This is a genomic window from Type-F symbiont of Plautia stali (assembly GCF_059731105.1).
The window spans coordinates 1,980,108-1,993,470 of sequence record NZ_AP035909.1; the positions used below are offsets into that span (position 1 = coordinate 1,980,108).

Sequence of the window (13,363 nt, forward strand, 5' to 3'; positions counted from 1 at the left end):
AAGTTGCCTGTTTCGGTTTGCAGTCTGGATGAGGGAAAATGAAACGTTTATTTGTTTACGGCACGCTCTGCCCTGGACGTGAAAATGCGCATATCCTGGAGAATATCGGCGGAGAGTGGCTCGCCGGTTCGGTCACGGGCACCTTCTATGAACGCGGCTGGGGTGCAGCGGCTGATTTTCCTGGCATTATTCTGGATGAGCACGGCCCGCAGGTGTCGGGTTTTCTCTTTACCTCCGATAAGCTGGCGGCTCACTGGCCGATGCTGGATGCGTTTGAGGAGGGCTATGATCGCGTCGAAGTGTGCGTCTCTACCCACGATAATCAGCAGCTCAGCGCCTGGATCTATCAGCTTCAGCCCCGTGAACAGTGCTGATACCCCGGTTCTGCAATTCGCGCCCTGCTCCCGGGCGCGATTCTGTCAGCCCGCCCCCTTTTCTGCCAGACATGACAAACAGGCATGATGTTGAACCCCTGTTATAAGAAGAGATCTAATGTATGATGTAACTAAAATAGAGTGCCGTTAAGACCTGTTCCGGGCCACCAGCCTCTTCAGACCACCAGCCCGCGTTTCTACCCTTTCATTCCGGCCAGCGCTGATGCGGAAACAGCGAGACCCGGATGTTAAACAGGTGGATCAGGGGCGCGACGGCTTCACTCTCCTGCCGGGCCAGGGGCTCCAGACGCCGCAGCAGCAGGTCAAGCTCCTCCAGCAAATCCTGATGCGGTGTTAACTGCAGTGACTTCATCTTGCGCTTCAGATAGAGCCCCAGCTCGTGAAACATCTGCCCGCTATCAATCCCATGCCGTTCCAGCACCTCGCGATAGCGCGCATAAAAGTCATAGCAGTTCGCCCCCAGCCAGGTTTCCGTAATCAGATAGCCCCCCACCACGATATCCGGCACCGGGTCGAGCCGTTTCCGCGGCAGAATGATATTCACCCTGTCGAGCATGCGTGCAATAAACTGTTGCCGTGACAGCAGCGTGGCGGCGTTACGCTCCACCATTTTGATAAACCCTAACAGATCGCGCAGGCCGCGCTGTACCGCTCTTCGCGCTATCCACGAAGGCCGTTTGTTGCGGATCAGCGCCGTCAGCACAACGGCAAACATAATCCCTACCATCGAGGAGATCGCCGCATTCAGGGTAACGATAAGATTGGGCACGAAGTGGTGACTCAGTCCGATAAAGCCGGGGATCTGAATCGCCACGCTCAGCCCGATCAGGTTAGTGGCCGGATTCGCAATCACCAGGCTCAGCAGCATCAGACCGGGCAGCAGACAGATCATCAGCGCCTGTAAGGTGTTCGCCTGCGGGATGAGAAAAGCGATGTAAAACAGGCTCACGACCAGCGCAATCATCACCCCTTTAACAAACAGCTTCATCGGCGTCACCGGCGAATCGACACCGGCAAAAAACGAACTGATAATCGCCGCCATCAGCGGTGCATTAGCCCCGTCGGCCCAGCCGCTGCCAATCCAGAACAGACTGGAGAGAAAGGTCGCCAGAAAAGCCGTCAGCGCCGACAGCCTCAACAGCCCTTTGTCGATATGGCGATGCTCACGGATATTACGGATAGCCGCTCCGTCGCCATGACTGTAGAGATCCCCGGCGCGGGCGCTGACATTCTCATAGGCATCAGCAATACGCACAAAGTTGGCCAGCCGCTCCAGCAGTCCGATCAGCAGCAGACTCTCCTCGGTTGCCAGTTCCCCTGCCCGCCACGACTGCTCCAGGCTGGCCTGCCCGGCATTGATCGCCTCACGCAGCCCGTTGATGTCATTGACGCGATCGTGATGCAGCCACAACAGAAACTGCTGGAACACATCGGTCACGCACGCTGGAAAACGAATGTTCAGCTCCGCCAGTACGCCCAGCCGTGACTCAATCGCGGTGAGCGTCGGCAGCAGATAGGTCAGATGCTGATACTGCACGCTGACCAGACGGATGACGTTACGCGCCGCCTCCCCCTCATAGACACAGTGGGTCAGCAGTGTTTCAACGTTCAGCGGATAACCGGCCATCTGAATCAGGATATCTTCCCGCTCCAGCGATTTGTTCTTTGCCATTCCGCTGATCAGCTCATCGCATAGCCTGCGCGCATTCTGAAACCAGAGATTCACGCTCTGGCCAAGCAGATGATGCATCGACACCGGAAACACCAGCCGGTGAACCAGGGTGCTGCAGAGAATGCCGAGCGTGATCTCCTCAATACGTGAAATGACCGTATTGATAATGGCTGACGGCGTATCCACGTCGGGAAAGCCCATAATGGCGGCGCTATACCCGCCCAGCATAAAGATGTAGCTCTTGGGCGTGCGGTCATGCAGGGAGAGATAGAGGCAGACCGTTACCCACAGTGACACGCAGAGGCTGAACAGAACCGGCGACTGCACCGTTTCGGGGTAGATCAGCAGAATAAAGAGGCCCCCCAGCAGCGTACCCAGCAGACGAAACAGGGATTTCGACACGGTTGAGGCCGCATAGAGCTGTGAAGTCACAAAAACGGTCGTGAGCGCCCAGGCAGGTTTTTCAAAGTTAAGAAGCAGCGCCACAGAGAGTGCAATAAACGCGGCAAGAGAAGTTTTGCAGGCAAACAAAACCGCGTTTTTGGTAAACCATTTCATCGAATGAGAGCAACCAGGAGCTTTCTGAGGCGCGTATCCTGACAGATGCGCCTGCGTTTTACTCTCAGTTAACTTATACAAATTATTACCGGCCTGACGGGGCCGGTTTCAGGGGAGACAGGTCTGTTTCGGGCGGGATGAAAAGCGGTTAGCGACGCGTCAGCGCCAGCCGGATGCCCAGCCCGATAAAGGTGGCACCCACCACCCGATCGAGCGCCTTCTGCAGGGTCTGATTCTTCGCAACGGCGCCGGCGGCACCGCCTGCCAGCAGGGCAAACAGCACATCCGTTATCAGGCCCGTCAGCGCATAGGCCAGACCCAGCAGCAGAAAGGAGACGGCATGATGATCGCCCTCCACCGTCACAAACTGAGGAAAGAAGGCGATGAAGAACAGCAGCACTTTCGGATTGGTTATCGAGGTAATAAAGCCGCGCAGCAGCAGCTGTCGGGTTTCGGTCTGTGCAACCGCCTCCGCGCCCTCCGGCCTGAAGACGTGACGGACGCGGAACGTCGCCACGATCATCTTCGTCCCCAGATAGATCAGGTAGGCTGCGCCCGTATATTTAATGACGGTGAACAGCAGCGGCGAGGCTGCAATCAGCGCTGTTAAGCCCAATGCACTGGCAACCGCATGCGTACAGCTTCCCAGCGCCACGCCCGACGCCGAGAGAACCCCGGCCTGTCGCCCCCGAGCCACACTTTGTCCGACAACATAAGCGAGATCGGGGCCCGGCGTAATGCAGAGCAGCACCACCGACGCCAGAAACAGCGGAAAATGAACGATATCCAGCATGAAGCCTCCTGACAGCAATAAGATTTAACCTTTCGTTAACTTATCAGCCCGGACGCCCTTTTCCAAATGCCATCATCCTCTTACCGGTGTGCGCGCTCTCCATCACGTTCTGTGCCGTAACCGCTCCAGCATGATCAGTGAGTGACTGAAAATGGCGTCGGCGATGTGCTGCGGAAAATCGGCGGGCAGCGCCTCCCGCACCGAGATCACCGCCTGGGGAAAGGCCCGGATAAAGAAGTCAAAAATCTCCTCCATAGTGGCCGGATCAAAACTGACGCGCTTTGCCGTGGCGATAAAATGGCGCGGATAGATTTTGTCGATCGCCATCTTTTTACCTTTGGTGGCGCACAGCCCCATCGCCAGCTTCAGCGCCCGCTTGTTGAGGCCGGTGCCACCCAGTACCGGATAGGCTGAGATGACGTCATAAAATGGCGTCAGCCGGTAACTGCCTCCGCGCTCAATAAACAGGGAGAAGTTTTTTGCATGGCCATCGGTTGCGCCGATCAGCCACTGGAAAACCTGAAACTGCATAAAGCGGTAGCGATCCGCTATCGCCTGACTGGAGCCCATCAGCAGCTGCATGATCGTCTCTATACCCGGCCCGCCGTCTGACTCATATTTGGTTGAGGATGGCAGCCCCAGCACCTGGCAGATATCCTCCTGCGGCAGCCGGATCAGCCGGGTCTTATCGCGGGACCAGCGCCGGTCAAACCGCTCCACCGCCAGCGCCCGCATCGCTCCGGCGCGGATAATGGTCGCCTGCGGCACCGCCATTCCCAGCGCCCGGGCCAGCGCCAGACAGAGATACTCATTCTCCACGCTTTCGCGCATATCCAGGGTGGCGGCATCTCCCCGATGGGCAGCTTGATGATGTGGGAGGTTGGCGTCGCCCCGGCCGGAATGCTCCAGCCCTCATCGGTCAGCAGCAGGGCCGTTTTCTCCTGCGCGCCGGCCACCGAGATGCGAAAATCGGTCTCTTCACGCAGCATCCCCAGCGGAATATCGGACTGATAGGCCGACAACACCTTCTCCAGCCGCGCCTCATCCAGCACCTCATAGCGTGCCTGCAGCGGCGGCAGCGCCATCTCCGGCGGCAGCAGCATGGTCGCGCCAACGCTGTCACGTCCCACCTCCTGCAGCAGATCAAACGGCTGGCGGGATTTTATCTGATAGCGCGCCACAATCCGGTCACGGATCGCCGGGCTGTCAGGCAGCAGGTTATCGAAAAAGTTAATCACGGCGGCGGAGGTGATCGGCCTGACCTGCAGCGGCATAGAGAGGGAAAGGGGACGCGCCAGCGGATTGCGCAGCCAGCCTGCATCATACTCAAACTCATGTGCGCCGTTTCGCTGCCGGGTCAGCACCCCCACCCGCTCGCCGTTCATCCAGGCCATCAGCTTCTGCATCACCAGTCATCCTCGTCATTGAGTGGCGCTGGCGCCGGTGCCGCTTTTTCCTGAACCTCCAGGCTCAGCTCCAGCGACTGCAGCAGCTTAAACAGCGTAGCCAGCGAGGTGCTGTCAGGTGCATTTTCAAAGTGAGAGATCGTCGCCTGCTTCAGGCCCACTTTTTTTGCCAGCTCACTCTGGGTCCAGCCGTTGCGCTGGCGGATAAGTTTCAGCCGGTTTGCCAGCTGAATCGGACTATATATCATGGGTGACTCCTTCTGGATCACAGAGGGTAAGCATAGCGCAGCCGCATTATCCCCGAAAGGGTATAAATGTGTTTTTATCCTCTTTAAGGGATAAGTTATCTTTTATACCCTATAGAGGATAATGAGGAATTTATCCCTCGTAAGGGATAATTCAGGACGCATAATCCACGGAGAAAAGAGGAAGAGAATGAGCAGATTCAGCATCACCCATCAGATCAGCGAGCAGGACCGCGAAGCACTACTGGCGGGACTCGGCGGGTACAACCGGCAGTTTATCCAGACTGAGAACTGGGGGCCGCTGTCGGTCATGCATCGCGACACGCAGGGGACATTACGGGGCGGGTTAATCGCGTCCCGCAAGGGAAACTGGCTCTGTATCGATTTTCTGTGGGTGGACGAGACGCTGCGGGGCAGCGGTCTGGGCAGTGAACTGCTCAGCGCGGCGGAACAGGCGGCGGTGACGGACGGATGTCTCTGTGCGCTGGTGGATACGTTCAGCTTTCAGGCGCTGCCGTTCTATCAGAAGCAGGGATATCAGCAGCAGATGTCCCTGCCCGATTTTCCGCAGACCGGCATGCAGCGTCACTATCTGACGAAGAGACTCCGGCCGGCATAACCACACCGATCCGCATCGCGCTGGCGTGACAGGGTCACAGACCGGCGATGCGGCGCAGGTCGGCTTCGGCACCGGGTGCCACGGCAAGGACCTGCGCACCGCGGGTAAGGCGGTCGCCTTCAGTATTAAACGGGTGATACCAGCCGCCCGCCTCTTTCACCAGGCAGTAGCCCGCCAGACAATCCCAGGCGTGCATATAGGGCTCGTAGTAACCCACCACCCGTCCGGCGGCCACCCATGCCAGCATCAGCGCGCCGGAACCCAGTCGGATAAAGTTACCGCCTGCCGTCAGCAATGCGGCCACGATCTCGCCAACCTGCTGCGGGGTCACGTGACTGTTCGCCCCGAATCCGGTGACGTGGTTTTGCAGCGTGCGCGCCGGATCGACGGCCAGACGGCAGCCGTTGAGCGTCGCGCCCTGCCCCAGCGCCGCGACGTAGCATTCATCATAGAGGGGGGCAAAGATCACCCCGATGACCGGCAGGTCGCCGCGCAGCACGGCCACCGAAACACACCAGTTTGGCATCCCGTTCAGAAACGGGCTGGTGCCATCGATAGGATCGACCACCCAGGTGTAGTCCGATGCTCCCGGCTGCAGACCGCTCTCCTCACCCAGAAAACCGTCATCGGGAAAGGCGGCGCGGAGATGGGCCGCGATCTGCTGCTCCACGTCACGGTCAGCAATCGAGACCACATCCTGCAGATCATATTTGGTTTCCACCACCAGCGTCTCGCGACGGTTAAAGTAGGAAAGCGCGGTCGCGCCGCCTTCACGGGCAACGGCCTCAGCGACAGCCAGACGCGCCATTATTTCATCATGTGATGCCATGCCAGCTCCTCAGTTTTAATCAGATTCGTGCGCGATCAGGGCCAGCCCCTGCGCCCTGAAGTTTACGCCAACCCTGGTGGCGAGCGGGAGACGCTGCTCCATCAGCGGATCGATAATGAACAGCGCGCCCAGTTCGGTAGCCACTTCATATTCGATATGGTCACCCAGCCAGGTACTGTGGGTGATTTCCCCCTGCAGTGCGCCCAGTCCGTCGCCGGAGAGGGTTATGAAGCGGGGCCGCACCGCCAGCTGAGCCGGGCCGGTCCGCACTCCCGCTCCGGGCAGCCGGAAGCGCTGCGTGCCGAGACGGATCAGCGCCTCTTCCGCGCCGGCCTGCTCTACCTCACAGGGCAGAATGTTCGCTTCCCCCATAAAGTCCGCGATAAAGACCGAACGGGGAGAATGGTAAAGCGTCTCCGGCGTCCCCTCCTGAGCAATATCCCCCTCTTTCATGACAATAATCTTATCGGAGACCGCCAGCGCCTCCTCCTGGTCATGGGTGACATAGACCGCAGTAAAGCCGAGCCGCTGCTGCAGATCGCGGATATCGGTGCGCACCTGACGGCGCAGACGCTCATCCAGGTTCGACAGCGGTTCATCGAGCAGCAGCACCTGCGGCTCCAGCACCAGCGCGCGCGCCACCGCAATGCGCTGCTGCTGCCCGCCGGAAAGCTCCGAGGGCAGCCGCTGCCCCTGACTCTCCAGCCCCACCAGCTTCAGCCCCTCACGTGCCCGATCCTGCGCCTCGCGCCGGCTCATCCCCGAGGCGCTCAGCCCATAGAGAATGTTGTCGAGGGCGTTCATGTGCGGAAACAGCGCGTAGGATTGAAACACCATCGCCACGTCCCGCGCGTTGGCGGGCAGATGGGTAACATCCTTACCGCCTATCAGGATGCGGCCCGCGTCAGGATGTTCCAGCCCGGCCAGCAGCCGTAGCGTGGTGGTCTTGCCGCAGCCGGAGGGGCCGAGCAGCGTCACCAGCGTGCCGGGCTCCACGGTGAGCGACAGATCCGGCACCGCACTGAAGCCGGCAAAACGTTTTGAGACATGGTCAAAAACCACCGATCCGGCCTGATGTGTCGTCATACGGTGCTCTCCTGAGTCAGGGTGGATGCAGAGGGAGTGGCGGCGAGGGCCGCCGGTCGGGTGACACGGCGCAGGCGGCGTTCGCCCACCAGCAGCTGGAAGAGACCAATAATCAGCAGCATCACCAGGATCAGGACCGAGGAGTAGGCAATGGCGACGCCATATTCACCGTTCTCCACCAGCCCGACAATGTACGAGGTCGCCATGTTGTACTGCGCGCTGACCAGGAAGATCACCGCGCTGATGGAAGTAATGGCGCGCACAAAGGCGTACACCAGCGCCGCGCTGATGGCCGGTTTCAGCAGCGGCAGCACCACCTTGCGCAGGGTACGGAAACTGGTTGCGCCCAGCGTGAGTGACGCTTCATCCAGGCTTTTATCCAGCTGGCTCATCGCCGCAATGCCGCCACGTACCCCGACGGGCATGTTACGGAAGACAAAACAGGCAATCAGGATCATCGCGGTGCCGGTTATCTCCAGCGGCGGCAGGTTATAGGCCATGACATAGCTCACACCGATAACCGTACCGGGAATGGCAAAGCTCAGCATCAGCATGAACTCAAAGGTCTGCCGTCCGGCAAAGCGCTGACGCACGATCAGCCAGGCGGTCAGCAGCCCGACAATCGCCGTGAGGGGGGCCGCAATCAGGGCAATCTCCAGCGTCGTCCAGAAGGAGTTCCACGCCACGCCCTGCCACACCAGTTCCCCCTGAGTGAGGGTGACACGGAAGGCGCGGATGTAGTGATCCAGCGTCAGGCTGTTGTCCAGCCCCCAGGAGTGGACAAAGCCGCCGGTGAGGATCATGCCGTAGATCACCAGAGTAAAGAGCCCCCATGGGATCACCATCCCATAGACGCCAAATCTGACCGGACGCGGCAGCATGGCATGACGGCCGCCGTCGCCTTTCCCGGTGACGGTGGTAAAACTTTTCCCGGCAAGCCAGAGGCGCTGCAGCAGAAAGGCCGCCAGCGTGAAGGCCAGCAGGATCATCGCCAGCACCGCCGCGCGGCTCGGGTCGTTTTGCGCGCCGACCACTGAAAAGAAGATCTCCGTAGAGAGCACGCCGTGACTGCCGCCCAGCACCATCGGATTGCCGAAGTCCGCCATGCTTTCGATAAAGCTGATCAGAAAGGCGTTGGCCAGCCCCGGAGCCATCAGCGGCAGCGACACGCGGGAGAAGGTGAGCCAGCGGCTGGCTCGCAGCGTCTGCGACGCCTCCTCCAGTGAGGGACTGACGCCCTCGACCACCCCGATCAGCACCAGAAAGGCCACCGGCGTAAACGAGAGCACCTGCGCAATCCAGATCCCGGTCAGCCCGTAGAGCCAGCGTCCCGGCGCAATGCCGAACAGCGACGCCAGCGATTCGGTGACGACGCCAGAGCGGCCAAACAGCAAAATCAGCGCCAGACCGATGACAAACGGCGGCGTGATAATCGGCAGAACGGTGAGCATCCGCAGCGCTTTCTTACACGGCAGTGCCGTGCGCGTCGCCGCCAGCGCAAACGCCAGCCCCAGCAGCGTCGAGCCGCTGGCCGTCATCAGCGCCAGTCCCAGCGTTCGCCAGGCCGTCCCGCAGTTGCCGCCGGTAAAACAGCCGAGGCTCCAGATGGCCGGGTCCTGCAGGCTGGCGATCAGCCCATCGGGTTTAAAGCTGCCATCGCTGTCCTGCACCGCGGCGGCAAACAGGCTGAGCACCGGATAGAGCACGAAGGTGGTGACCAGCGCCACCAGCAGCACAATCGCCGCCACCACAAAGGCATCGCCTTTCAGGACACCGCGCTCTGCCAGCGCAAAGGCAAAGATCAGCAGAAAAACGGTCAGCAGCAGTAAGGCCCCGGCGCCCATGGCGGGCTGTCCCTGAGCCAGCGGCCCGGTAAGGTGCTCCAGCCACAGCCAGTTCCAGCCGCTGAAACCAATGGCATGTCCCTCCAGCAGCAGAAACAGGATGCCGGATACGCTGAACAGCAGCAGCAGCGTGCTGCGGGTCCGGCCGGGAGGCAGAAAGGCGCAGGCGGTAACGCCTCCCCACAGCGCCACGGCGACCAGAAGCCAGGGCTGCTGGGCGAGTTGCCACAGGGCCGGTGCGCTGTTCTCCTCCGCAGAACGAAAGAGCCAGTCACCCGCAAAGAATCCCTGCTCCAGGCTGTACCAGGGCAGCAGCGTCAGGGCCACGGCCCCCGCCAGCAGCGCGCCGGTTAAACGGCGATTGTGCGCATTCATACATCACCTCGATTGGAGAAGCGGACAACTGGCTGATGCCACCGCGGTTCGGCCCGTGCCCGGCGTCTGACGGCCGGGCAGTGCCACGCTTCAGTGCGCGCTGGCACCAATCTCTCTGTCCCAGCGCCCCAGCAGCGCTTTGCGTTTCGCCGAGTCGCCATAGGTTTTGAAGTCATAATCGATCAGGCGGATGTTCTCGAAACGCGGCGCATACTCGGAGATTTCCGCCTGACGGTTGGAGGGCAGCTGGAACGATTTCGCCTCTTTCATATGGGACTGCGCATCTGCACTCAGCGCCCAGTCATACCAGGCCCGGGCATTCGCCAGGTTGCGCGCCCCTTTGATAATCGACATGGAGCCAATCTCATAGCCGGTGCCTTCACAGGGGGCGACAGGTTTGATCGGGAAGCCTTCGACTTCCATCGCAACCGCATCGTGCATAAAGACAATCCCGACGGTGGTTTCACCGCGCGCTGCCGCTTTTACCGGTGCCGAGCCGGACTTGGTGTATTGCGAGATGTTGGCGTTAAGCTTCTTCAGGTAGGCAAAGGCGTCATCTTCCCCCATGATCTGCACCAGCGTCGCCAGCGTGTTGTACGCCGTGCCGGAGGAGTTGGGGTTGGCGATCTGAATCTCGCCCTTAAAACCGGGATCAAGGAGATCCGCCCAGCAGGCAGGCACCTTCAGCTTTTTCTCCGCCAGCAGGCGGGTGTTGTAGCCCCAGCCCAGCGCACCGGCATAGACGCCAACGGTCCGGTAACCGGAAATCTCTGCCACCTTTTGTGACCAGGGCTGCTGCTGGTCAAGTAAAGGGGACTTGTAGGGCTGGCTCAGCCCCTCTTCTGCGGCCTGCATGTGCGGATCGCCGGTGCCCGCCCACCAGATATCGGTGCGGGGATTGCGCGCCTCGCTGCGGATTCGGGCGTAGGCTTCACCGGCTGAAAGCCGCACCATGCTGAGCCGGATATCGGGATGAGACTGGCTGAACAGCGTGGTCATCTGTTCGCACACCACCACATCGGCGGAGCAGATCATATTAAGGCTGCCCGCCGCCGTGGCCGCAAACGGCACCACCGGGCAACTGACGATAACAGCAGCGAGCAGAGAGGTATAACGCATGGGGATCTCCTTGAGGCCGGATGATGAGGGCGTGCGCCAGCTTTTGCACATGTGTGCAAAGTAGTACGGCGCCCCTGCCATGCTGTCAATTCACTTGTTGAGCAATTGTCAGTCGCTGTCACAAATTTGAAACATTCATTGCCCTGTTATCTTTTGCACACCCTTGCATTTTCAGGCAGACTCAGTGCGGTTAACGGCAGGATGAGGAGAGAAGATGCAGCAGCCCAGGACAGTGGTGAGTGCACAGGATGTGGCAGATCGGGCGGGCGTCTCGCGCTCGGCGGTCTCCCGCACCTTTACACCGGGGGCCAGCGTGTCGGACGCCACCCGGCAGCGGGTAATGAAAGCGGCGGAAGAGCTGGGTTATCACGTCAATCATCTGGCGCGCGGCCTGGTACGAAACCGCAGCGGCATTGTCTGCCTGATCGCCTCAGAGGTGGATACGCCCTACCGTGCCAGCCTGGTGCGCTGGATGACCCAGTATCTGCAGGAAGCGGGCAAGGTGGCGATGCTGATTAACACCGACCGGTCGGATGAGCGGGTTTCCGCCGCGCTGCAGCAGGCGATCCATTTCCGCGCCGACGCCTCGATCATTCTCTCCGGCATGCCTGACAGTGGCATTACCCGGCTCTGCTACCGGCACGGTCAGCAGCTGGTGCTGATTAACCGTGACGACGCCCTGCCCGGCACGCTCAGCCTTAACCTTGACTCCCGTCCGGCGGCGGAGATGGCGGTTAACGCCTTTCTGCGCGCGGGCTGCAGCCGCATCGCCTTTGTGAATTCGCTGGCGGGAACGCCGAGCCTGCTGAAACGCGAAGCCGATTTTCTGACTGCGGCGCAGCAGGCCGGCATTGCCGTGCAGGTGGAACGGTTCGGCAGCACCTCCTATGAGAGCGGACAGATTCTGGCGCAGCGTCTGCTGACGCGCAGCGTCCGCCCGGATGCGGTCTGTTGCGCCACCGACCTGCTCGCCTGCGGCTTTATGGATGAGGCGCGTCACCGTTTTGCGCTGCGTATTCCGGAGGATCTCTGCATCATCGGACACGACAACATCGCGCAGTCGGGCTGGAGCGCCTATGACCTCACCACCTTTGCGCAGCCGGTAGAGCAGTTCGCCCGCGATGCGATTGACTGGCTGGTGGCGGCAGAGGCGCAACCGGAAAGTCTCCTGCCGCGAACAGAACAGCCGCAGGCACGGAAAATATATCCGGTCGATGTGGTCTGGCGGGGATCGGTGCGCGGCGGATGAGCGCCATTCTTTATTTTCAGCCGGTACGTTATTTCTCAGCGAAATAATTGAGTACCGGTTTTACGCTTCGCTTTAAATAGCGCTCTCCTGCCCGGAAAAATATTCGGCCGCTTCGCCCCGCAATCGCGATTTCCTGTCTACGCTTTATCTGCATTATTAATTTACTCTGGTTTTATCTGCTCAATGAATCAGCAGTCAGATGTGACAAACATCACATTTGTGCCAGGCTTACAGTCTCAGATAACACTGTTCAAGGAGCATACAATGGCCACACCCACTAACAAGACGCTCGATCTGGATCACTTTCCTAAGCCTCCTTTTGAGGATCAGCCCCAGCAGGCGCCAGGCCTTGCCAGCAAAATGGTTCCGGTTCCCGATCACGGTGAAACCAGCTACCGTGGCACCGGTCGTCTGACCGGCCGCAAAGCGCTGATCACCGGCGGCGACTCCGGGATTGGCCGTGCCGTTGCGATTGCTTATGCCCGTGAAGGCGCCGATGTGGTGATTAACTACCTGCCGGAAGAACAGCCGGATGCCGATGAAGTGGTTAAATTAGTCGAAGCGGAAGGCCGTAAAGTTTTCGCTATTCCCGGTGACATTCGTTCAGAAGAATTCTGTCAGCAGCTGGTCAAAGAGGCGGCCGACAAATTAGGTGGTCTGGATATTCTGGTTAATAACGCTGGTCGTCAGCAATTTAATGAGTCCATTCGTACCCTGAGTACAGAAGATTTTGATGCGACGTTTAAAACCAACGTTTATGCAATGTTCTGGATCACCAAAGCGGCGCTGGAATATCTGCCACGCGGCGCATCCATTATTAACACCTCGTCAGTGCAGGCGTTTAAACCCAGCGATATCCTGCTGGACTATGCGCAGACCAAAGCGGCGATTGTGGCCTTTACCAAATCCCTGGCGAAACAGCTGGGCGGCGACGGCATCCGCGTCAACGCGGTAGCGCCGGGTCCATACTGGACCGCACTGCAATCCAGCGGCGGGCAGCCTATGGAGAAAGTGAAGCAGTTTGGTGCCGACTCACCGATGGGCCGTCCGGGCCAGCCGGTTGAGATCGCCCCGCTCTACGTCACCCTGGCCTCGACCGAGAGCAGCTACTCCTCCGGTCAGGTCTGGTGCTCTGATGGCGGCACCGGCACCCTGTAATCCCCTTCTGGTGGC

Annotated in this window: 11 protein-coding genes and 1 pseudogene; 4 read left to right on the forward strand and 8 right to left on the reverse strand. The window is 59.9% G+C overall.

Annotation, left to right across the window (positions count from 1 at the left end):
* Nucleotides 1-38 precede the first annotated feature (38 nt).
* Complete coding sequence (locus tag AC6I7A_RS09365; protein WP_058957946.1) at nt 39-374, forward strand: gamma-glutamylcyclotransferase family protein; 336 nt, start codon at nt 39-41, stop codon at nt 372-374.
* 205 nt (nt 375-579) lie between these two features.
* On the opposite strand, the gene AC6I7A_RS09370 is transcribed toward AC6I7A_RS09365, so the two are convergent.
* The 4 genes and pseudogenes from AC6I7A_RS09370 to hipB form a co-directional block, all read right to left on the reverse strand.
* On the reverse strand, nt 580-2,625 hold the full coding sequence (locus AC6I7A_RS09370; RefSeq protein WP_058957945.1) for an FUSC family protein: 2,046 nt from the start codon (nt 2,623-2,625) through the stop codon (nt 580-582).
* Nucleotides 2,626-2,773: 148 nt separating this feature from the next.
* Nucleotides 2,774-3,418, reverse strand: coding sequence for a LysE family translocator (locus tag AC6I7A_RS09375; protein WP_058957944.1), 645 nt, complete (start codon nt 3,416-3,418; stop codon nt 2,774-2,776).
* Nucleotides 3,419-3,520: 102 nt separating this feature from the next.
* Nucleotides 3,521-4,824 (reverse strand): annotated as a pseudogene (locus AC6I7A_RS09380) (type II toxin-antitoxin system HipA family toxin).
* Entirely contained in the window at nt 4,824-5,072 is a 249-nt protein-coding gene (gene hipB, locus AC6I7A_RS09385; protein WP_009090189.1) for a type II toxin-antitoxin system antitoxin HipB, read from the reverse strand. The pseudogene AC6I7A_RS09380 and the gene hipB overlap by 1 nt, the downstream one beginning before the upstream one ends.
* A 187-nt stretch (nt 5,073-5,259) precedes the next feature.
* Between hipB and AC6I7A_RS09390 the strand changes: the two genes are divergently transcribed.
* A complete protein-coding gene (locus AC6I7A_RS09390) occupies nt 5,260-5,688 on the forward strand; it encodes a GNAT family N-acetyltransferase (RefSeq protein ID WP_058957943.1) in 429 nt (142 codons plus the stop codon).
* A gap of 34 nt (nt 5,689-5,722) precedes the next feature.
* Here AC6I7A_RS09390 and AC6I7A_RS09395 read toward each other — a convergent pair whose 3' ends face one another.
* The 4 genes from AC6I7A_RS09395 to AC6I7A_RS09410 form a co-directional block, all read right to left on the reverse strand.
* On the reverse strand, nt 5,723-6,517 hold the full coding sequence (locus AC6I7A_RS09395; protein WP_058957942.1) for an inositol monophosphatase family protein: 795 nt from the start codon (nt 6,515-6,517) through the stop codon (nt 5,723-5,725).
* Nucleotides 6,518-6,532: 15 nt separating this feature from the next.
* Nucleotides 6,533-7,603 (reverse strand): ABC transporter ATP-binding protein, encoded by a 1,071-nt coding sequence (locus tag AC6I7A_RS09400; protein ID WP_058957941.1) that lies wholly within the window; start codon nt 7,601-7,603, stop codon nt 6,533-6,535.
* Complete coding sequence (locus AC6I7A_RS09405; protein WP_058957940.1) at nt 7,600-9,822, reverse strand: ABC transporter permease; 2,223 nt, start codon at nt 9,820-9,822, stop codon at nt 7,600-7,602. Before AC6I7A_RS09405 ends, AC6I7A_RS09400 begins: the two co-directional genes overlap by 4 nt.
* A gap of 90 nt (nt 9,823-9,912) precedes the next feature.
* Nucleotides 9,913-10,941: an ABC transporter substrate-binding protein gene (locus AC6I7A_RS09410; RefSeq protein ID WP_058957939.1), complete on the reverse strand. Its 1,029-nt coding sequence runs from the start codon at nt 10,939-10,941 to the stop codon at nt 9,913-9,915.
* 214 nt (nt 10,942-11,155) lie between these two features.
* Between AC6I7A_RS09410 and AC6I7A_RS09415 the strand changes: the two genes are divergently transcribed.
* Entirely contained in the window at nt 11,156-12,190 is a 1,035-nt protein-coding gene (locus AC6I7A_RS09415) for a LacI family DNA-binding transcriptional regulator (RefSeq protein WP_058957938.1), read from the forward strand.
* Nucleotides 12,191-12,454: 264 nt separating this feature from the next.
* Nucleotides 12,455-13,348 (forward strand): SDR family oxidoreductase, encoded by an 894-nt coding sequence (locus tag AC6I7A_RS09420; protein WP_058957937.1) that lies wholly within the window; start codon nt 12,455-12,457, stop codon nt 13,346-13,348.
* Nucleotides 13,349-13,363: the final 15 nt, after the last annotated feature.